17 protein-coding genes, 1 pseudogene and 1 riboswitch are annotated in these 20,354 nt (G+C 74.2%); of the genes and pseudogenes, 11 read left to right on the top strand and 7 right to left on the bottom strand.

The window, feature by feature from the left end:
* Positions 1 to 15: 15 nt before the first annotated feature.
* Together GA0070560_RS13170 and GA0070560_RS13165 are read right to left on the bottom strand one after the other, a co-directional pair.
* On the bottom strand, positions 16 to 975 hold the full coding sequence (locus GA0070560_RS13170; RefSeq protein WP_091295615.1) for a sigma-70 family RNA polymerase sigma factor: 960 nt from the start codon (positions 973 to 975) through the stop codon (positions 16 to 18).
* Positions 976 to 1,035: 60 nt separating this feature from the next.
* Positions 1,036 to 1,617: a GNAT family N-acetyltransferase gene (locus GA0070560_RS13165; protein ID WP_091295612.1), complete on the bottom strand. Its 582-nt coding sequence runs from the start codon at positions 1,615 to 1,617 to the stop codon at positions 1,036 to 1,038.
* A gap of 35 nt (positions 1,618 to 1,652) precedes the next feature.
* On the opposite strand from GA0070560_RS13165, the gene GA0070560_RS13160 reads away from it, so the two are divergent.
* Positions 1,653 to 2,963: a glycosyltransferase family 87 protein gene (locus GA0070560_RS13160; RefSeq protein WP_091295789.1), complete on the top strand. Its 1,311-nt coding sequence runs from the start codon at positions 1,653 to 1,655 to the stop codon at positions 2,961 to 2,963.
* On the opposite strand, the gene GA0070560_RS13155 is transcribed toward GA0070560_RS13160, so the two are convergent.
* Positions 2,862 to 3,413 (bottom strand): GNAT family N-acetyltransferase, encoded by a 552-nt coding sequence (locus GA0070560_RS13155; protein WP_091295607.1) that lies wholly within the window; start codon positions 3,411 to 3,413, stop codon positions 2,862 to 2,864. The genes GA0070560_RS13160 and GA0070560_RS13155 overlap by 102 nt on opposite strands.
* A gap of 125 nt (positions 3,414 to 3,538) precedes the next feature.
* Between GA0070560_RS13155 and GA0070560_RS13150 the strand changes: the two genes are divergently transcribed.
* The 6 genes from GA0070560_RS13150 to GA0070560_RS13125 all read left to right on the top strand — a co-directional run bounded on the left by GA0070560_RS13150 (position 3,539) and on the right by GA0070560_RS13125 (position 10,742).
* On the top strand, positions 3,539 to 4,768 hold the full coding sequence (locus GA0070560_RS13150; protein WP_091295603.1) for a winged helix-turn-helix domain-containing protein: 1,230 nt from the start codon (positions 3,539 to 3,541) through the stop codon (positions 4,766 to 4,768).
* Between the two features lie 4 nt (positions 4,769 to 4,772).
* Entirely contained in the window at positions 4,773 to 5,390 is a 618-nt protein-coding gene (locus GA0070560_RS13145) for a DUF2752 domain-containing protein (protein ID WP_245675496.1), read from the top strand.
* A 140-nt stretch (positions 5,391 to 5,530) separates the two neighbouring features.
* On the top strand, positions 5,531 to 6,274 hold the full coding sequence (gene thyX / locus GA0070560_RS13140) for an FAD-dependent thymidylate synthase (protein ID WP_091295599.1): 744 nt from the start codon (positions 5,531 to 5,533) through the stop codon (positions 6,272 to 6,274).
* Positions 6,275 to 6,320: 46 nt separating this feature from the next.
* Complete coding sequence (dapA, locus tag GA0070560_RS13135) at positions 6,321 to 7,244, top strand: 4-hydroxy-tetrahydrodipicolinate synthase (protein WP_091295594.1); 924 nt, start codon at positions 6,321 to 6,323, stop codon at positions 7,242 to 7,244.
* Between the two features lie 52 nt (positions 7,245 to 7,296).
* The gene (locus tag GA0070560_RS13130) at positions 7,297 to 8,985 is read left to right on the top strand and encodes a ribonuclease J (RefSeq protein WP_091295591.1); all 1,689 of its coding nucleotides are present in this window, start codon (positions 7,297 to 7,299) and stop codon (positions 8,983 to 8,985) included.
* A gap of 179 nt (positions 8,986 to 9,164) precedes the next feature.
* Positions 9,165 to 10,742, top strand: coding sequence for a S1 family peptidase (locus tag GA0070560_RS13125; RefSeq protein ID WP_091295588.1), 1,578 nt, complete (start codon positions 9,165 to 9,167; stop codon positions 10,740 to 10,742).
* 140 nt (positions 10,743 to 10,882) lie between these two features.
* On the opposite strand, the pseudogene GA0070560_RS13120 reads toward GA0070560_RS13125, so the two are convergent.
* Both GA0070560_RS13120 and GA0070560_RS13115 read right to left on the bottom strand, forming a co-directional pair.
* Positions 10,883 to 12,512 (bottom strand): annotated as a pseudogene (locus GA0070560_RS13120) (YbjN domain-containing protein); the annotation flags it as partial.
* A complete protein-coding gene (locus GA0070560_RS13115; RefSeq protein WP_091295584.1) occupies positions 12,484 to 12,960 on the bottom strand; it encodes a type III secretion system chaperone family protein in 477 nt (158 codons plus the stop codon). The gene GA0070560_RS13115 and the pseudogene GA0070560_RS13120, both read right to left, overlap by 29 nt.
* Positions 12,961 to 13,074: 114 nt before the next feature.
* Between GA0070560_RS13115 and GA0070560_RS13110 the strand changes: the two genes are divergently transcribed.
* Complete coding sequence (locus GA0070560_RS13110; protein WP_091295581.1) at positions 13,075 to 15,528, top strand: FtsK/SpoIIIE family DNA translocase; 2,454 nt, start codon at positions 13,075 to 13,077, stop codon at positions 15,526 to 15,528.
* Between the two features lie 84 nt (positions 15,529 to 15,612).
* Here GA0070560_RS13110 and GA0070560_RS13105 read toward each other — a convergent pair whose 3' ends face one another.
* Together GA0070560_RS13105 and sugE are read right to left on the bottom strand one after the other, a co-directional pair.
* Positions 15,613 to 15,855, bottom strand: coding sequence for a hypothetical protein (locus tag GA0070560_RS13105; protein WP_091295577.1), 243 nt, complete (start codon positions 15,853 to 15,855; stop codon positions 15,613 to 15,615).
* A 674-nt stretch (positions 15,856 to 16,529) separates the two neighbouring features.
* Positions 16,530 to 16,844, bottom strand: coding sequence for a quaternary ammonium compound efflux SMR transporter SugE (gene sugE / locus GA0070560_RS13100; RefSeq protein WP_091295782.1), 315 nt, complete (start codon positions 16,842 to 16,844; stop codon positions 16,530 to 16,532).
* 58 nt (positions 16,845 to 16,902) lie between these two features.
* A riboswitch (guanidine-III (ykkC-III) riboswitch) is annotated at positions 16,903 to 16,965 on the bottom strand.
* Positions 16,966 to 17,057: 92 nt separating this feature from the next.
* On the opposite strand from sugE, the gene GA0070560_RS13095 reads away from it, so the two are divergent.
* From GA0070560_RS13095 to pgsA, 3 genes are all read left to right on the top strand, one after another.
* Positions 17,058 to 17,981: an ornithine cyclodeaminase family protein gene (locus GA0070560_RS13095; protein WP_091295780.1), complete on the top strand. Its 924-nt coding sequence runs from the start codon at positions 17,058 to 17,060 to the stop codon at positions 17,979 to 17,981.
* A 107-nt stretch (positions 17,982 to 18,088) separates the two neighbouring features.
* The gene (rimO, locus tag GA0070560_RS13090) at positions 18,089 to 19,591 is read left to right on the top strand and encodes a 30S ribosomal protein S12 methylthiotransferase RimO (RefSeq protein WP_091295574.1); all 1,503 of its coding nucleotides are present in this window, start codon (positions 18,089 to 18,091) and stop codon (positions 19,589 to 19,591) included.
* A gap of 77 nt (positions 19,592 to 19,668) precedes the next feature.
* Positions 19,669 to 20,256 (top strand): CDP-diacylglycerol--glycerol-3-phosphate 3-phosphatidyltransferase, encoded by a 588-nt coding sequence (pgsA, locus tag GA0070560_RS13085; protein WP_091295571.1) that lies wholly within the window; start codon positions 19,669 to 19,671, stop codon positions 20,254 to 20,256.
* The last annotated feature ends 98 nt before the right edge of the window (positions 20,257 to 20,354 follow it).

The raw sequence follows: 20,354 nt of genomic DNA, 5'->3' as shown, positions 1-20,354 counted from the left end.
CGGAGGCGGAGACGATCATGCGGCGAGGCGGGTCGGCAGGCCGAACAGGGGGAAGAGCCGGGGTTCGAGGAAATGGACGAACCCGGTGATCCGTCCGCCGGCGACCGTCAGCACCTGGATGGAGAACGCCCGGTGCCCGCCGGCCGGATCGGGCCGGTACTGCGCCAGGGCCGGGCCGCCGTTGGCCGTCACCCTGACCAGCCGTGAGCCCCGACAACCGGCCCCCGGCCCGCGCAGCCACCGGCCGATGTCGGCCGCGCCGCGTAACCACATCGCGTACGGCGGCATGCTCTGCACGGCGTCCTCGTGCAGCAGGTCCACCAGGGCGTCGATGTCGTAGCGCTCGAAGACCCGCACGTAGCGGTCGAGCAGGTCGAGGTGCTCCCGGTCCAGCGCCGGGGCCGGGGCGGTGACGTCCCGCCCGCCCATGGTGGCCCGGGCCCGTTGCAGCGCGCTGTTGACCGCGGGGACGGTGGCGTCGAGCAGCACGGCGATCTCGCCGGCCTGCCAGCCCAGCACGTCCCGCAGGATCAGCACGGCCCGCTGCCGGGGCGGCAGGTGCTGCAGCGCGGCGACGAAGGCCAGCCGGACCGACTCGCGGGCCACCGCCAGCTCGGCCGGGTCGCCGGGGGTGGGCAGCACGGCCGTGTCCGGGGCCGGCTCCAGCCACGTGCCGGCCGGCACGCCGAGCGCCGCGGCCACCGGGGCGGACGGGGCCCCGAGATCCGTCGGCAGGGGTCGGCGCTCCCGCCCGCGCAGCGCGTCCAGGCAGACGTTGGTGGCGATCCGGTAGATCCAGGTGCGGAGGCTGGCCCGCCCGTCGAACCGGTCCAGGCCGCGCCAGGCGCGCAGCATGGTCTCCTGCACCGCGTCCTCGGCGTCGAAGACGGAGCCGAGCATCCGGTAGGCGTAGCCGGTGAGCTCGACCCGGAACTGCTCCAGGTCGGTGGCCGCACTCGTCGGGGCCGTGGTCATGGGGCCACCGTATGCCCCACCTGTGACACCGCGCACCGACCGACGCGCGGACGGGCACCGTCAGTCGGTGGCGACCGGCTCGGCCGGGACCGCGACGTGCAGGCGCAGCTGGGGGACCAGCATGTCCTCCACGTCCAGGGCCCGGGCCGCGCCGTCCGGCTCCCAGCCGGTGCTGGTGAGGAACTTCCGGGTCGCCTCGTCACCGTCGAACGCCCAGGCCACGGCCCGGGAGAAGCCGTCGGCGCGCCAGTGCTCCACCATCGCCGAGAGCAGCCGGCTGCCGTGCCCGCGCCGGCCCCAGCGCGGCTCGACCAGCAGGTCGGTCACCGCCACCACGCCCTCCCCCAGGGACTCGGCCGGCTCCTGCGGCGCGAGCGCCTCGGTGTCCGCCGGACCGGAGGCGGCGAACCCCACCAGATAGGATTGCTCGGCCTGTTCGACGGCGACCAGCACCCGGTGCGCGCCCGAGGGCGGCTCCTGCACCGCCGCGCTCCACCGCCGGGCGAGCCACGCCTCGTCCAGGTTGTCGAGCACATGCCGGGGCAGGATGCGGCGATAGGCGACCCGCCAGGTCGCGAGCTGGATTCGTGCGATCTCGCCGGCGTCCTCGGGACGCGCCGGGCGGACGTACCCCATAGCCATGGGACGGAAGCCTACGCAGGGCGGGGGAGATGACGGTGGCGCAGGGTGCCAGGAGGACGGCCGTCCAGGTCGTCGGGGTGGTCGCGCTCGCCGTCGCGGTGGCCGCCTTCCTCTCCGTGGCGGCCGTACGGCACGGCTTCTTCGACCTGAAGGTCTACTACGGGGCGCTGGACTTCTGGGTCCACGACCACGGCGAGATCTACGACTACCTCAAGCCCGGCACCCAGTACGGCTTCACCTACCCGCCGTTCGCGGCGCTGGTCATGCTGCCGATGGCGTACCTGCCGTGGCCGGCGGCGATCACCGTGAGCGTGGCCGCCAGCGTGGTGGTCAGCACGGTGCTGATCTGGTGGCTGCTCGACCCGGTCTCCCGGCGGGCCGGCTGGACCCGCTGGTTCGCCCTGGCCGTGGCGCTCTGCCTGGCCGCCGCGTACGAGCCGATGCGCGAGACGGTGAACTTCGGCCAGGTCAACATGCTGCTGCTGTTCCTGGTCGCGGTCGACCTGCTGCGGCTGCTGCCGGCGGGCAACCGGTGGGCCGGGGTGGGCATCGGCCTGGCCACCGCGATCAAGCTGACCCCGGGCGTCTTCATCGTCTACCTGCTGGTCACCCGGCGCTGGCGGGCCGCGTTCACCTCGATGGCCGCCGCCACGGCGGCCACCCTGGCCGCCGCCGCGCTCTTCCCGGACGCCTCCCGCGAGTTCTGGACCTCGGCGCTGTGGAACACCGGCCGGGTCGGCGAACTGGCCTTCGTCTCCAACCAGTCCCTGCGCGGCGTGGTGGCCCGGCTGAACCCCGAGCACCCGAGCACCCTGGCCTGGCTGGCGCTGGTCCTGGCCACCCTGGCCGTCTGGGCCTGGCGCTGCCGGGCGGCGTCGGCCGTCGGCGACCAGGCCACCGGGCTGGCGCTGACCGGCGCCCTGATGTGCCTGGTCAGCCCGGTGACCTGGGTGCACCACCTGGTCTGGTTGATCCCCGGGCTGATCCTGCTGGTCGACAACGCCGTCGCCGCGCCGGCCCGCAGCCTGCGGCGTCGCGCGCTGGCCGGGTTCGCGGTCATCGCGTACGGGCTGCTGTGCAGCCGGATCGTCTGGGCCTGGGAGAAGGACTTCTCCGGGGTCGACGGCTTCCTGGGCAGCAACACCTACGTCTGGATCAGCCTGGCGCTGCTGGTGCTGCTGCCGATCCGGCGTACGGCGGCGCCGGCCGGCCTGCCGGGTCCCGGGCGGGCCGGGCCGACCGGGTCAGCCGTCGAGCCGGCCGACGTACCGGAGCTCGTCGAGGTGGAGCGGGGGACGCCCGCCGGCGAGCGGCACCGGGTAGGTCGACCGCTGTCCGTCGGTTGACAGACCGGCCCGCTCGTAGAAGCGGCGGGCCCGCGCGTTGTCCTCCAGCACCCAGAGCCGGTACTCCCGCCAGCCCCGGGCCGCCAGGCCGTCCCGGGCGGCGGCGAGCAGCGACCGCGCGGTGCCGTCACCCCAGTGCGCCGGCTCCACGTACATCGCCACCATCTCGCCGTACGCCGGGTCCAGGTCGTCCCGGTCCTGGTCGTTGCGGTACGGCCCGAACGTGGTGAATCCCGCGAGCACCCCGTCGACCTCGGCCAGCAGGGTGGTGAACGGGTGCTCCGGTTCGGCCGTGCCGAGGTCCCGGCGGCGCTGCGCCCAGGCCAGCGGGTTGAGTCGGCGCAGCACCTCGTCCGGCATGATCCCGGCGTAGCCGGCCTGCCAGCCGTGGATGTGCACCCGGGCGATCGCCTCGGCGTCCTCCGGCTCTTCGCGGCGGATGGTCAGCATGTGTCCGTTGTATGCCCGGACGGACGCAGCGTCCAGTGTCCGCTCCGTACGACGCTCAAGCTCGGCGCGTCTGCCGCCCCGACCCGAAGCCGTCTGTCGTACCCCTGGTCTAGGGTCCTTCGACGATGGCCGCACCGGAATCGCTCTCCCTCGCCCAGGCCCGGCGGGTGGCGCTTGCCGCCCAGGGCTTCGCCGACCCGGCACCCGCCGGCGTGCCCACCCGGCGACACCTGCGCCGGGTGCTGGACCGGGTCGGCCTGATCCAGATGGACTCGGTCAACGTCCTCCAGCGGGCGCACTACCTGCCGCTCTACAGCCGGCTCGGGCCCTACCCGACCGCTCTGCTGGAGACCGCCGCCTACCGCCGTCCCCGGGAGCTGTTCGAATACTGGGGCCACGAGGCGTCGCTGGTGCCGGTCGGGCTGCACGCGGCGCTGCGTTGGCGGATGGCCCGGGCCCGCACCCACGCCTGGGGCGGCATGCGGCGGGTCGCCGAGGAGCAGCCGGAACTGGTCGCCTGGGTGCGCGACGAGGTGGCCGCCCGGGGGCCGCTCACCGCCGCCGAGATCGAGCACGACGCACCCCGCGAGACCGGCAACTGGGGCTGGAACTGGTCGGCGGTCAAGCGGGCGCTGGAGTTCCTCTTCTGGGCCGGCGAGGTGGCCGCCGCCGAGCGGACCACCTCCTTCGCCCGCCGCTACGACCTGCCCGAGCGGGTGCTGCCGACGGCGGCCCTGGACGCGCCCACCCCGACCGACGCCGAGGCGTACCGCACGCTGGTGTCGGTGGCTGCCCGCTGCCTGGGGGTGGCGGCCGAGCCGGAGCTGCGCGACTACTTCCGGCTGCCGCTGGCCGGGGCCCGGCAGGCGATCGCCGAGCTGGTCGAGGCGGGGGAGCTGCGGCCGGTCGCCGTGCCGGGCTGGCGGCAGCCGGCCTGGCTGCACGCCGCCGCGCGGCTGCCCCGACGGGTCCGGGTCGCCACCCTGGTCAGCCCCTTCGACCCGCTGGTCTGGGAACGGGCCCGCACCGAGCGGCTCTTCGACTTCAGCTACCGGATCGAGATCTACGTGCCTGCCCCGCGGCGGGTGCACGGCTACTACGTGCTGCCGTTCCTGCACGGGGAGCGGTTCGCCGCGCGGGTCGACCTCAAAGCCGACCGCCGGGCCGGGGTGCTGCTGGTGCCGGCGGCCTGGCGGGAGCCGGGCATCGACGAGGGGGAGACCGCCGTCGCGCTCGCCGCCGAGCTGTACCGGCTCGCCGGCTGGCTCGGCCTGGCCGCGGTGGCCCCGCCGGTCGCCGGGGATCTCGCCGCCCCGCTGGCCGCCGCGCTGAAGGGCGTGGGCGGTGTACCGTGAGCGCGTGACGAGTGTGGACGGGCCGGCCGGGGCGGGTCGGCAGGTGCAGGATACCGACGGGTCGCAGCTTCCCGGCACCACCTTCACGGGTGGGCCGACGACTGCCGGGGGCGCCCCGGGCGCCTGGCCGGCCGAGGCGGCCTGGCCACCGCCCGGGGCGTACCCCCAGGTCGAGCCGGACCGGCTCACCCGGTTCGTGCTGCGGGTGCACGAGCGCGCCCCACGCTGGGCGGTGCCGCTGGCCGCCCTCGGCTGCGTCGGCCTGGGCCTGGCGTACGCGCTGGTCAGCGACCCGACCCGGAGTGCGCCGGACGCCGCTCCGAGCTGCCTGCTCAAACTCACCACCGGGCTGGACTGCCCGGGCTGCGGCGGCACCCGCGCCCTCTGGTACGTGCTGAACGCCGATCTGCCGGCCGCCGCCCGGCACCACTTCGTCTTCGTCTTCGCGCTGCCCTTCCTGGCGTACCTCTTCGTCGCCTGGGCGGGTAAGCAGGCGTTCGGCTGGCGCCTGCCCGAACTGCGGGTCAGCTCCCCGATGATCGGCGGCTTCCTCGCGGTCTGGTTCGCCTTCTCGGTGGCCCGCAACCTGCCCTGGGCACCCTTCACATCGCTCTACGTCTGACCGGTCGCGCCTGGGAGATCTTGGACACTTGCCGGCCCCGGTCGCCGGCAAGTGTCCACGATTCGCAGCTCATGCACCCTTTCCGCCCCGCGAGCCCAAGTTTCGCGGCAGGCGCTGCGGCCACTACAGTCGCAGGAATGTTGGTGCAGCCCCAGGTCAAGCTGATCGCGTGGACCCAGTTCCAGGCCCCGGACGACGTGCCGTGGCAGACCGACGCCGAGGGCGGCCAGGCCCTCGCCGAGTTCGCCGGCCGGGCCTGCTACCAGAGCTGGAAGAAGCCGAACCCGGCGACCGCCACCAACGCCGGCTACCTGGCGCACATCCTGGAGGTCGGGCACCTGTCGGTGCTGGAGCACGGCTCGGTCAGCTTCTACTTCACCGGCGTCTCCCGCTCCTTCACCCACGAGCTGATCCGGCACCGGCACTTCTCCTACTCCCAGCTGTCCCAGCGGTACGTCCCGGAGCGGGACGCGGCGATGGTCGAGCCCGCGGTGATCGCCGAGGACCCGGAGCTGCACAAGAAGTTCGTCGAGGCCGCCGAGGCCGGCGTCCGGGCGTACACCGAACTGCTGGAGGGGCTGGAGCAGCGCTTCGCCGACGAGCCCAACCCGACGCTGCGGCGCAAGCAGGCCCGGCAGGCGGCCCGGGCGGTGCTGCCCAACGCCACCGAGACGCGGATCGTGGTCACCGGCAACTACCGCGCCTGGCGGCACTTCATCGCCATGCGTGCCACCGAGCACGCCGACGTGGAGATCCGCGAGCTGGCGGTGGAGTGCCTGCGCCAGCTCCAGCAGGTCGCCCCGAACGTCTTCGACGACTTCGTCATCGCCACCCTGCCCGACGGCACCGAGGTGGCGAGCAGCCCGCACGCCGAGTGGTCCTGAGCCCTTCCCCACCGGCCCTCCGGTGGTCGTCCGCTAGGTTGTGAACATGACGCACGACCACCCTGCCGCCCCCGACCGGGGCCTGTCGCGCCCGTTCGGCCGACTGATCACGGCCATGGTGACCCCGTTCGCCGCCGACGGGTCCCTCGACCTCGACGGCGCGGTACGCCTCGCCGCCCACCTCGTCGACGAGCAGGGCAACGACGCGCTGGTGCTCAACGGCACCACCGGCGAGTCGCCGACCACCACGGACGCGGAGAAGGAGGCCCTGATCCGGGCCGTCGCGGAGGCGGTCGGCGACCGGGCCAGGATCCTCGCCGGGGTGGGCACCAACGACACCCGGCACACCATCGAGCTGGCCGTGTCGGCCGAGAAGGCCGGCGCGCACGGCCTGCTGGTGGTGACCCCCTACTACAACAAGCCGCCGCAGAGCGGCCTGCTGCGCCACTTCACCGCGGTCGCCGACGCCACCGGGCTGCCGGTCATGCTCTACGACATCCCGCACCGGGCCGGCACCGAGATCGCCACCGAGACCCTGGTGCGGCTCGCCGAGCACGGCCGGATCGTCGCGGTGAAGGACGCCAAGGGCGACCTGACCGCCACCAGTTGGGTGACCAGCCGCAGCGACCTGGCCTTCTACAGCGGCGAGGACGCGCTCACCCTGCCCGCCCTGGCGGTGGGCTCGGTCGGCGTGGTGGGCACCTCGACGCACTTCACCGGCCTGGGCACCAAGCAGTTGATCGAGGCGTACGAGGCGGGCGACCACGCCACCGCGCTGGCCCTGCACCGGCGGCTGCTGCCGCTGTACACCGGGATCTTCCGTACCCAGGGCGTGATCCTGGTGAAGGCGGGCCTGGCGGCCAAGGGCCTGCCGGCCGGCCCGGTGCGCCCGCCGCTGGTGGACGCAGGAGCCGACGAGATCGCCCAGCTGCGCGCCGACTGCGCGGCGGCCGGCGTGGACCTTCCCTGATGACCGTACGACACGACGGACGCCTGCCGGCGTCGCAGAATGAGGTGGACGCGTGACCGAGGCGCACTTCGAGGGTGAGCTGCCCCCGCCGCTGCCGGAGGGCGGCCTGCGGATCATCCCGCTCGGTGGGCTCGGCGCCATCGGTCGGAACATGACCGTCTTCGAGTACGACGGCAAGCTGCTGATCGTCGACTGCGGGGTGCTCTTCCCCGACGTCGAGCAGCCCGGTGTGGACCTGATCCTGCCCGACTTCGGCCCGATCCTGGACCGGCTGGGCGACGTCCAGGCGATCGTGCTCACCCACGGCCACGAGGACCACATCGGCGCGGTGCCGTACCTGCTGGCCCACAAGCCCGACATCCCGCTGGTCGGGTCCCAGTTCACCCTGGCATTGGTCGAGGCGAAGCTGGCCGAGCGGCGGATCCAGCCGTACACGCTGACCGTGCGGGAGGGCGGCCGGGAGCGGCTGGGCCCGTTCGAGTGCGAGTTCTTCGCGGTGAACCACTCGATCCCGGACGCCCTCGCGGTGGCCATCCGCACCCCGGCCGGCCTGGTGCTGCACACCGGCGACTTCAAGATGGACCAGCTCCCGCTGGACGGCCGGATCACCGACCTGGCCGGCTTCGCGCGGCTCGGCGCCGAGGGCGTGGACCTGCTCCTGTCGGACTCCACCAACGCGGAGATCCCCGGCTTCGTCACCCCGGAGAAGGAGATCGGGCCGGTCCTCGACTCGATCTTCGCGAAGGCCAAGGGGCGGATCATCGTCGCCTCGTTCGCCTCGCACGTGCACCGGGTGCAGCAGGTCTTCGACTCGGCCATCGAGCACGGCCGCAAGGTGGCGCTGATCGGCCGGTCGATGGTCCGCAACATGGGCATCGCCCGCGACCTCGGCCTGCTCAACATCCCGCCCGGCCTGGTCGTCGGGCTGGATGAGGCCACCACCCTGCCGCCCGAGCAGATCGTGCTGATGTCCACCGGTTCGCAGGGCGAGCCGATGAGCGCGCTGGGCCGGATGGCCAGCGGCGACCACCGGCACATCACCATCGCCCCGGGTGACACCGTGGTGCTGGCCAGCTCGCTGGTGCCCGGCAACGAGACCTCGGTCTACCGGGTGATCAACCGGCTGGCCCGGGCCGGCGCGGTCGTCGTGCACAAGGACGTGGCCAAGGTGCACGTCTCCGGCCACGCCCCCGCCGGTGAGCTGCTCTACCTGCTCAACGTGGTCCGTCCGAGCAACCTGATGCCGGTGCACGGCGAGTGGCGGCACCTGCGCGCGCACGCCCGGCTCGGCATCGAGTCCGGCGTCGCGCCGGACCGGGTGGTGCTCTGCGAGGACGGCGACGTGGTCGACCTGGTCGAGGGGCGGGCCAGCCTGGTCGGGCACGTGAAGAGCCGGTACGTCTACGTCGACGGTCTCGCCGTCGGGGACGTCAGCGAGTCGTTGCTCACCGAGCGTCGCATCCTCGGCGACGGCGGCTTCATCGCCACCACCGTGGTGGTCGACTCGGTCACCGGCAAGGTGGTCGGCGGGCCGACCGTCTCGGCGAAGGGCTTCTCCGAGGACCCGGAGGCGTTCAACCCGGTGGTCCCGCTGGTCACCGAGGCGCTCAACCGGGCCGCCGCGGACGGCATCACCGACCCGCACCAGCTCCAGCAGATCGTCCGGCGCACCGTCGGGCGCTGGGTCAACGACGCGTACCGCCGGCGTCCGATGATCGTCCCCACGGTCGTCGAGGTCTGATCCCATTGGCTCCGCACGCCGGTCCACCGTTCCCGGTGGACCGGCGTCGTCGTGTCCGGTACGTGATCACTCGGACACGGTGAGGTGAAAGGTCCGGATCGGCTTCAACCGATCGGCCATCGTCTCCGTACTCCGTTCCGGCAGGCGCACCCAGGCGCGGGCCGGGAGGAGCATGGCGGATGGACCGCAGAAGGATGACAGCCGTCGGTGTCGTGGTGGCGGCGGCGGGCTTGACGGCGGCGGTGACCCTGCCGTCGTTCGCCGGCGAGAACGCCACCCCGCCGGCCGGCGGACCGGCCGGCGCGAAGACCACCGGCGGGGTGGCGCCCGAGGTGGTGGACGCGATGAGCCGCGACCTCCGGCTCAGCCGCGAGCAGGCGGTGCGGCGGCTGACCGCCGAGCGGCAGGCCACCGGCACCCTCGGCCGGCTCCGCGCCCAACTCGGCGCCGACTACGCCGGCGCCTGGCTGAGCGCCGACGGCGCGACGCTGACCGTCGCGGTGGCCGACCCGGCCGAGGCGGCGAAGGTCGAGGCGGCCGGCGCGGTGCCGAAGCAGGTGCGGCGCGGCGTGAGCGATCTGGACGCGGTGAAGAGCCGGCTCGACTCCGCCGGCCGGCAGGCCACCCCGGACATCGCCGGCTGGTACGTCGACGTTGCCACCAACTCGGTGGTGGTGCTCGCCCGGCCCGGCGCCGAGGAGGCCGGCCGCCGCTTCGCCGCGACGTCCGGAGCGCCGGCCGGGGCGGTCCGGGTCACCACGTCCCGGGAGCAGCCGCGCCCGCTGTTCGACGTGCGCGGCGGCGACGCCTACTTCATCAACGACGCCGGTCGCTGCTCGGTCGGCTTCTCCGTGGTCGGCGGGTTTGTGACCGCCGGGCACTGCGGCCGGCAGGGGGACCGCACCACCGGTGCCAACCGGGTCGCCCAGGGCACCTTCGCCGCGTCCTCGTTCCCCGGCGACGACTGGGCGTTCGTGCGGACCAACAACCAGTGGACGCCGCAGGGCGTGGTGAACGACTTCAACGGCGGTGTCGCGCCGGTGAACGGCTCGACCGAGGCCCCGGTCGGCGCGTCGATCTGTCGCTCCGGCTCCACCACGGGTGCCCGCTGCGGCGTGATCCAGGCCAGGAACGCCACGGTGAACTACCCGGAGGGGACGGTCACCGGCCTGACCCGGACCAACGTCTGCGCCGAGCCCGGTGACTCGGGCGGCGCGTGGCTCTCCGGCGACCAGGCGCAGGGTGTCACCTCCGGCGGGTCGGGCGACTGCACCGTCGGCGGGGTGACCTTCTTCCAGCCGGTCAACGAGATCCTCCAGCGCAACAACCTGACCCTGGTCACCGCGAACGGCCAGTCCGCCCCGGCCGATCCGCCGGCCGGCGGCGACGCCACCGCGCCGCCGGCCACCGTCGCCCCGACCGCCCCGCCGGCCGGCGGCGCGGAGACCTCGGTCTGCACCGGCGACGTCAGCCGGACCGGCGCCATCTCCGCCGGTCGCTCGCAGGTCCAGCCGGACGGCCGCTGGTACGTGACGGAGGCCGGCGCGCAGAGCGCCTGCCTGGACGCCCCCGACGGCGCCCGGCTGGTGCTGGAGCTGCAGCGCTGGACCGGTGCCGGCTTCCGCACCGTGGCCCGCGCCGCCACCGTCGACGGCATCGCCAGGCTGGAGGCCGACGGCGCCGCCGGGGCCTACCGCTACCGGGTCACCGCCCAGAGCGGCTCGGGCGAGTACACGCTCGCGTTCTCCGCGAACTGAACCACCGGCACCGCGGACCGCGGCCCCCCGACCACCACCGCCCGGTGGCCGGGGGGCCGCACCGCGTCCGGAGGTCACCGGCCCGGACACCGCCGCGGCGGTCCGGGCGACCGGCGCGAGGGCCGTCGCCCACCGGCCGGTCAGGGCAGGGCGGCGACCGCCTCGGCGTACGCGACGCCGGTGGCGACCGTCGCGTCGACCAGCACCCCGAGCTGTGCGGGGGCCACCCCGTGCTCCAGGTCGGTGGTGACGTCGCCGGCCAGCACCAGCTCGCCGCCGCCCAGGTCGTGCACGTACGCCTTGGGCAGCAGCCGGTCGTGGTTCCAGGCGTTGCAGAAGGCGTACGCCTCGGTCAGCCGCGCCGACGGCAGCCGGCGGGCCGCCACCACCCGCGCGTGCAGGATCTCCCCACGCGTGCCCACCTGCCGGAACTGGATCACCGCCTCGTTCCAGCGTCCGACCACCACGCCGCCGGCGTCGACCGCGTAGACGTCGCCCCGACCGTCCAGCACCGACGTGATCATGGACAGGCTGAGCGGGGCCAGCTCGTCGGCCGCCGGCACGAAGGGCGCGTCGTCCTCCGCCGGCTCGCCGTCGTCGTCCGGCAGCGGCACCGGCGTGCCGACCGGCCGCTCGGCCAGCCACGAGGCGATCCGGCCGGACTGGTGCCCGGTGCCGTTGCGGGCGTCGAAACTGCCGGCCAGCCCGGTGGCGAGGGTCAGCAGGTCGGTGCCGAGGGTGTCCACGTCCACCTCGGCCGCCGGACGGCTCCCGTGCGCCGGGCGGTGGATCCGCCGTCCGCCCAGCCCCGCCTCGGCGGCCAGGGCACAGACCAGTGCCCCGGCGGCGGCGAACTCCATCGCGGTGAGGTCGTCGTACGGGTGGTCCAGCCGGGGCAGTTGCTCGGCGAGGACGTCCAGCCCTCGCCCGGGATGCCCGGCCAGAGCGCAGAAGCGCAGGTGCACGGCCAGGTACCCGAAGGCGGTCCGTTCCCGCCGGTGCCGCCGGTACGCCCGGACGTGCGCCTGCCCGGCCCGCTCCGTCTCACCGGCGCGCAACCAGGGCAGCAGCCCCACCGCGAGGGCCCGCTCCGGCTGGTCGGTGCAGTCCACCGCGCCGTCGAGGACCGGACGCAGCGTCTCCCGTGCCGCCACGTCGTCGCCCCACCCGGCGAGCAGTTCCGCCCGGCGGGCCGGCAGGCAGCCGGGGCAGCCGGCCGTCGGGTCGGGTTCGGCCGCGGCCCAGGTGTCGTGCCAGCGGCGGGCGGTCGGCTCGTCGCCGAGGTGGTCGGCGAGCCGGCATCGGAGCTGGGCGACCAGCCCGCTGGTCTCGCCGCCCCGGCGGGCCAGGTCGTCGAGGAGGGCGCGGGCGGTGTCCAGGCCGATCCGCGGGGTGCCGATCGCCGCCTCGACCGCGTACCGCTGGTGCCGGCGCAGCAGCTCCGCCTCGCCGGGGCGCTCGGCCAGCAGCTCGGGGAAGCGGTCGACGGCGGCGAGGCAGCGGCGCACCGGTTCGGTCAGCCGCCACCGCTCCCCGTGCAGCAGGTACGCCTCGACCAGCGCGAACCGGGCGTCCAGTGCGGACCGTGCGTCGCCGAGCGCGTCGGCCCGGGCGGCGATCCGTTCCAGCTCGGCGAAGCGGGCCTCACCGTCCGGCATGTCCCGGGCGTCGGCCAGCGCCGCCACCAGCTCGGGCGCCGGGGCGCCCCGCAGCCGGCGGTCCGCGTCCCCGGCGTGGCCGGTCACCGGGTCGTCCCGCCGGGGAGCCGACCGACGGCGGCGGCGAGCTGGCAGCCGGTGGAGATGCCGCAGTCGATGAGCTGGTCGAGCTGGTGCGGGGTGACCCCGCGTTCCAGGTCGGTGATGACCTCGCCGCAGACCCGGGCCACCCCGTCGTCGTCGACGTGCACGAACGCCTTCGGCCAGAGTCGGTCGTGGTTCCAGGAGTTGCAGAAGGCGTAGAGCGCGGGGACGTACTCGATGCCGAAGGCCGGGGCCGCCATGGTGCGGACCTGGAGCAGCTCCCCGGCCTCGCCGGGGCGGAGGAACCAGATCAGGTTGTCGTCCCAGCGGCCCACCAGGTCGCCGTCGTCGTCGGTCGAGTAGGCGTAGCCCCGGTTGCCCAGCACGGCGGCGACCAGATCGCGGGTCAGCGGCCGAAGGGCCTGCGGGTGTCCGGCCAGGGGGTCCGAACCGTCCTCGAAAGCAGGCGACGCCATCGGGCATCCCTTCCTGAGGCGAATAACACGTCTGTGGGCGCGGTCCGTGCTGCGACACACGGACACGACCCGGAAAAGCGGCGATCTCCCGGGTCACGCCGTTACGGTGACTCTATGGCGGGCCGTACCTCTCAGGCGAGTCGGCGACGCGGCGCGTCGCCGCGCGGGACCACGAACAGTCGTGCCCGCCAACCGGCGAAGAAGGCCGCGAAGGCCGCGCCCCGGCGGCGGACCGCGGCCCGACCGACCCCGGCGGCGTACGTCGGCCGGGCGATCGGTGCACTGTGGATGGGGTTGGCGCACGGCGTCGGCTGGGCGGTGCGCGGCGCCGGCCGGCAGGTCGCCTCCGCGGGCGACCTGGACCCGGAGCACCGCCGTGACGGCGCGGGCCTGCTGCTGTTCGGTCTGGCCATCCTCAGCGGGGTGGGGATCTGGTTCTCCGGGGCCGGTCCGCTCGGCGCGCGGCTCGCCGACACGGTGCGCCTCTTCCTCGGCGCGATCGCGATCGTGGTGCCGGTGCTGCTGATGATCGGCGCCTGGCGGCTGATGCGCACCCCGCCCGACCCGGAGCACCGGGGCCGCGGCCTGGTGGGCTGGGGCTCGATGCTCGTCGCCACCGCAGCGATGCTGCACATCGGACAGGACCCGGTCGACCCGGTGCAGCGCGACTACGCGGGTGGGCTGATCGGCGCCGGGATCGGCGACCTGCTGGAGGCGGCGGTCACCGCCTGGGTGGCCGTGCCGCTGCTGATCCTGCTGCTCGTCTTCGGTCTGCTGGTGGTCACCGCCACCCCGATCAACAAGATCCCCGAGCGGCTCGGCCTGCTCGCCGGCACGCTGGTCGCGCCGCCGTCCCCCGGCGAGACCGAGGTGGTGGTCGAGAAGCCGGCCCGGCGGCCGCGGAAGAAGGCCGTGCCGCCGCCGCTGGACCCGGACGACCTGGACGACGATCCCGACGCGGTGGACCTCCAGGACACCCTGGTGCTGCCCCGCAAGCCACCGGCGAAGGTGCCCGCCAGCCGCAAGCCGGTCGAGCCGCCGGAGCACTCGCCGCCGCCGACCCGGGCCGAGCAGCTCGCGCTCACCGCGATGGACGGGGACTACACGCTCCCGCCGGCGAACATGCTCAGCGGCGGCGCCGCGCCGAAGACCCGCAGCCGGGCCAACGACGAGGTGATCGCCGCGCTGACCGGCGTCTTCGACCAATTCGGGGTGGACGCGGAGGTCACCGGCTTCACCCGGGGCCCGACGGTCACCCGGTACGAGGTCGAACTCGGCCCGGGCGTCAAGGTCGAGCGGATCACCCAGCTCTCCCGCAACATCGCGTACGCGGTGAAGTCCCCGGACGTGCGCATCCTCAGCCCGATCCCGGGCAAGAGCGCGGTCGGTGTGGAGATCCCGAACACCGACCCGGAGAACGTGGCCCTCGGTGACGTGCTCCGCTCCCGGGCAGCCACCAGCGACCATCACCCGATGGTGGTGGCGCTCGGCAAGGACATCGAGGGTGGCTTCGTGGTGGCCAACCTCGCGAAGATGCCTCACATCCTGATCGCCGGCGCGACGGGTGCTGGCAAGTCCTCGTGCCTCAACTCGCTGTTGGTGTCGATCCTGACCCGGGCCACCCCGGACGAGGTACGGCTGCTGCTGATCGACCCGAAGCGGGTCGAGATGACCGGCTACGAGGGGATCCCGCACCTGGTCACGCCGATCGTCACCAACGCGAAGAAGGCGGCCGACTCGCTGGAGTGGGTCGTGCGCGAGATGGACATGCGCTACGACGACCTCGCCGCCAACGGGGTCCGGCACATCGACGACTTCAACCGCAAGGTGCGCAGCGGCGAGATCAAGGCTCCGCCGGGCAGCGAGCGGGAGATGCGCCCGTACCCGTACCTGCTGGTGATCGTGGACGAGCTGGCCGACCTGATGATGGTGGCCCCCCGCGACGTGGAGGACTCCGTCGTCCGGATCACCCAGCTGGCCCGCGCCGCCGGCATCCACCTGGTGCTGGCCACCCAGCGCCCCTCGGTCGACGTGGTCACCGGCCTGATCAAGGCGAACGTGCCGTCCCGGCTCGCCTTCGCCACCTCGTCGCTGGCCGATTCGCGGGTCATCCTCGACCAGCCGGGCGCGGAGAAGCTGCTCGGCCGGGGCGACGGCCTCTTCCTGCCGATGGGCGCGTCGAAGCCGATCCGGATCCAGGGCGCGTGGGTGACCGAGCGCGAGATCGCCGACGTGGTCAAGTTCTGCAAGGACCAGCGGGAGCCGGAGTTCCGCCCAGACGTGCTGGCCCCCGCACAGGACAGCAAGAAGAAGATCGACGAGGACATCGGCGACGACCTGGACCTGCTGGTGCAGGCGGTGGAGCTGGTGGTCACCTCGCAGTTCGGCTCGACCTCGATGCTCCAGCGCAAGCTGCGGGTCGGCTTCGCCAAGGCGGGCCGGCTGATGGACCTGATGGAGACCAGGGGCGTGGTCGGCCCCTCCGAGGGCTCCAAGGCCCGCGACGTGCTGGTCAAGCCGGACGAGCTGGAGGAGGTCCTGGTCGGCCTGCGCGGCGACGGGGACTGACCGCGCGGTCCCTCCCGGTCCCGGGTCCGGGCGCGACGAGGCCCGCCGGATTCCGGCGGGCCTCGTGCGGTGGTGGTGGGGACGTCAGTTGAGCAGGGCGGCCACGAGGGCCATGCCGATGATCGCGCCGACGACGCTGGCGGCGGCCGCGTACCAGCCGAGCGGCTTGTCGCCCAGCACCGCACCGACGATGCCGAGCACCAGGCCGGCGATACCGAAGAGCAGCGGCGCCACGAAGATCGCGACGACGGCGAAGACGAAGGCCAGGATCGTGCAGATCCGGGCGGCGTTGCTGCGCGGGCGGGCGGTCGCGTGCATGTCGGCCATGACGTCCTCCGTGATGAGAGCCTGCAGTCCTGTGGTCGGCCCGTGCTTACCCACTCCGGCCTCGAAGTACGCGTCCGGGCGGATAGGGCGCAGTCGCCGGCCCGCCGCCCCCCGGACGCCGCGCGCCCGGCACCCGCGTCCGACGATGCTCCCGGCAGCGGCTGCGGCAGTGGCTGCGGCTGCGGCTGCGGCAGTGGCTGCGGCTGCGGCGGGAGTGGGATGTCCTGCCGGACGCTACGGACTTGATGGCACAGATGGATCAGGCGGCGCAGCTCAGAGGGCCGATCCAACACTTGGATCGGCCGGCCGTCACCGTCGGCCGCCTGATTCGGCTACCGGCCGCCTGCTCCGCTTGCTTCGGCCGCCTGCTCTGCCTGCTACCGGCCGCCTGCTCCGCCTTGCTTCGGTCGCCTGATCCGGCCCTGCGATCCATCTACGCCATCAGGTCCGTAGCGTCCCGGACCCTCACCTGCCGGCCGTCCGGACGGCTCCCGCCGATCCCTGTCACGGCGGTCGGGCGTCCGGCGGTGGGCCGAGTCACGGCGTGGTGCGGGGCCCGGCGGTAGGCGGAGCCTCCGGGTCCGGCGGCCGGCTGAGCGCCGGCCACCAGCGGCGGTCGGCTGGGGGCCGGCCACCAGCGGCGGTCGGCGTCCGCAGAAGTAGCCCGCAGGGAATCAGTGGAAGAGCTTCAGCCCGACCACGCCGGCGACCACCAGCAGCAGGCAGAGGATCCGGGGCAGGCTGGCCGACTCGCCCAGCGCCAGCATCCCGACCAGGGCGGTGCCGACCGCGCCGATGCCGACCCAGACCGCGTAGCCGGTGCCGACCGGGATCTCGCGCAGCGCGTACGCCAGGCCGGCCATGCTCGCCACCAGCGTCACCACGAAGATGATCGAGGGGAGCGGGCGGCTGAAGCCGGCGCTGCGGTCGAGGGAGACCGCCCACGCGGTCTCCAGCAGTCCGGAGAGCACCAGCACGATCCAGGCCACGGCGATCACCTCGTCGCAGAAGGGCCCCGGGCCACGAGGGGCCGGGACGAGTCGGGTTCGCGGGGCGTCTTGTCCTGACCGGGTACGCCCACCACTCGTCCGGGGCGGCCGTAGCCACCGGGGCCGACGCTAACACCGGTGGGGCGGGACCGAGGGTGATCTCTCCCACCAACAGTTGAGTTCACGTCAACTTCAGGTTGCATGCTGGGCCGCATGACGATGCTTGTCTCCGACCGGGAGGTCGCCGCCACGCTCGACGCCGGCATCACCGTGGCGGCGATGCGGGACGCGTTGCTGGCCGCTCACGCCGGCCGGCTCGTTGCCCCGCCCCGGGCGTCCGCCCCGCTGGGCGGCGGACGGATGGTGCTCACCGCCGGCCACCTCACCGGCGAGTGGTACGGCTTCCGCTCGTACGACACCTTCGGGCTGCCGGAGTCCGCGCAGCTGGTGGTGCTGCACGACGCGCGTACCGGCGCGGTGCGGGCGGTGGCGGTCGGCGAGGAGCTGGGCTCCCGGCGTACCGGAGGGCTGGGCGGGGTGGCCGTCGACGCCCTCGCCCGCCCCGACGCGGCCACCCTCGGCGTGGTCGGCTCCGGCCGCCAGGCGTGGACGCAGGTCTGGGCCACCGCGGCGGTACGCCCGCTGCGCGAGGTGACCGTGCACAGCCGCTCGGCGGCCCGCCGTGCCGCGTTCGCCGCCCGGGTCCACGCCGAGCTGGGCGTGCCGGCCCGCGCGGTCGACACGGCCCGGGAGGCCGTCGCCGATCGGGACATGGTGGTGCTCGCCACCACCAGCGTCACGCCGGTGCTCGACGCCGCCGACCTCGCCCCGGGCACCCACGTCAGCACGGTGGGTTTCAAGCAGACCGACCGGCACGAGTTCGGCACCGACCTGTTGGACGTCGCCGACGTGCTGGTCACCGACTCCCCGGCCCAGGCGGGCGCGTACTCCCCGCCGATGCTCGCCGCCGTCGAGCCGTACGCGGGACGGCTGCGCGACCTGGGCGCGGTGCTCGCCGGGGCGGTCCCCGGCCGGACCGGCGCGGACCAGATCTCGGTCTTCTGCTCCACCGGCCTGGCCGGGACGGAGGTCTTCCTCCTCGACCGGCTGGTCCTGCTCGGCGCGGCGGCGGTCTGACCGCCGGCGGTCGGGCCCGGCCGACTCGGGACGGGCGGCGGATGTGAGCCGGCCGATGCGGGCGGCCCGCCGTTGCCGGGCCCGGCCGGACGGCCCGGTACCCTCGGATGGTGTCTGCCACCTCCCCTTCGCAAGCCGCCGACGGCCGCCGCGTCGCCCTGCTGACCCTGGGCTGCGCCCGTAACGAGGTCGACTCGGAGGAGTTGGCCGCCCGGCTGCACGCCGACGGCTGGCAGGTCACCACCGACGGCGAGGGCGCCGACGTGGTGGTCGTCAACACCTGCGGCTTCGTGGAGAAGGCCAAGCAGGACTCGATCCAGACCCTGCTCGCCGCCGCCGACACCGGCGCCAAGGTGGTCGCGGCCGGCTGCATGGCCGAGCGGTACGGCCGTGAGCTCGCCGACAGCCTGCCGGAGGCGCAGGCCGTGCTGAGCTTCGACGACTACCCGGAGATCGCCGCCCGGCTGGACGCGGTCGTCGCCGGTGAGGCGATCGACGCGCACGTCCCCCGCGACCGGCGCGAGCTGCTGCCGCTCACCCCGGTCAAGCGGCGGGAGGCGGCCGTCTCGCTGCCCGGCCACGGCACCGGTGTCCGCAGCGCGGTGGAGACCGACGAGCACACCCCCGCGCACCTGCGGCCGGTGCTGCGCCGCCGGCTCGACACCGGCCCGGTCGCCTCGCTGAAGCTGGCCAGCGGCTGCGACCGGCGCTGCGCGTTCTGCGCCATCCCCGCCTTCCGCGGCGCCTTCGTCTCGCGTACGCCCGACGAGCTGCTCGCCGAGGCGGAGTGGCTGGCCGAGACCGGCGTACGGGAGCTGGTGCTGGTCAGCGAGAACTCCACCTCGTACGGCAAGGACCTGGGCGACCCGCGTGCCCTGGAGAAGCTGCTGCCGCAGCTCGCCGCGATCGACGGCATCGTCCGGGTGCGGGCCAGCTACCTCCAGCCCGCCGAGACCCGGCCGGGCCTGGTCGAGGCGATCGCCACCACGGCGGGTGTGGCCCCCTACTTCGACCTGTCGTTCCAGCACTCCAGCGAGCCGGTGCTGCGTCGGATGCGCCGATTCGGCTCCACCGACCGGTTCCTGGAGCTGCTGGCGAGCGCCCGGGCCCTGGCTCCCGAGGCCGGTGCGCGGAGCAACTTCATCGTCGGCTTCCCGGGCGAGACCCGCGCCGACTACGACGAACTGGTCCGCTTCCTGACCGAGGCGCGGCTCGACGCCATCGGCGTCTTCGACTACAGCGACGAGGACGGCACCGAGGCCGCCGGGCTGCCCGGCAAGGTCTCCGCCGCCACGGTGAAGCGCCGCTACGACAGGCTCGCCGCGCTCGCCGACGAGCTCTGTTCGCAGCGGGCCGAGGAGCGGCTCGGCTCCCGCGTCGAGGTGCTCGTCGACTCGGTCGTCGACGGTGTCGTCGAGGGGCGGGCCGCCCACCAGGCCCCCGAGGTCGACGGCTCCACCACGCTGGTCGCTCCCGAGGGCGGCGGGGTCGACCTGGCCGCGCTGCGCCCCGGCGACCTGGTCCGGGCCACGGTGACCGCGACCGAGGGCGTCGACCTGGTGGCCGTGCCGGATGAGATGATCTCGGCGGCGCCCGGCGCGGAACGGTGACGGCGGGCCCGGAGGGAGCGGGGGAGCCACGTGGTGCGGTGCCAGGTACGCCACGGCGGCCGGAGCGGGGTGCGGCGGTGACCGGGGCGACGGAGTCGGCGCCGGTGGTCGCCCGGGTGCCGGTGCTCAACGCGGCGAACGGGTTGACCCTGCTGCGGCTGCTGCTGGTGCCGGTCTTCGCCGGCTCGGTGGTCGTCTCGGGGATGAGCCATGCCGGCTGGCGTACGGCCGCCTGCCTGATCTTCGTGGTCGCCTCGGTGACCGATCTGGTCGACGGGTGGATCGCCCGCCGTTTCGGCCTGGTCACCTCGGTCGGCAAGGTGGCCGACCCGATCGCGGACAAGGCGCTCACCGGTGCCGCTCTGCTGCTGCTCTCCTGGTACGACCGGCTGCCCTGGTGGGTGACGGCGGTGATCCTCGCCCGCGAACTGGGCATCACCGCGCTGCGTTTCTGGGTGATCCGGCACGGGGTGATCGCGGCCAGCCGAGGCGGCAAGGTGAAGACCGCGTTGCAGATCCTGGCGATCACCTGGTACCTGTGGCCGATGCCGGCCGCCCTCGCCGTGGTCGGCCCGTGGATCATGGCCGCCGCCGTGCTCGTCACCGTGGTGACCGGCTTCGACTACGTCGCCCAGGCGGTGCGCCTGCGCCGCCCGGCCCGTTGACCTCCGCTCGGGCCCGCGCGGGTCGGGGCGTCGACATCCGCACCGCCGGATCACGGCGGAGGATGAGTAGGTGACGGGACAGGGGGAAGGGAGGGTTG

The sequence above is a fragment of the Micromonospora halophytica genome (genome assembly GCF_900090245.1).
Lineage (GTDB): Bacteria > Actinomycetota > Actinomycetes > Mycobacteriales > Micromonosporaceae > Micromonospora > Micromonospora halophytica.
The sequence above is the reverse complement of the archived record's forward strand: the minus strand, read 5'-3'. Positions and strand labels throughout refer to the sequence as shown.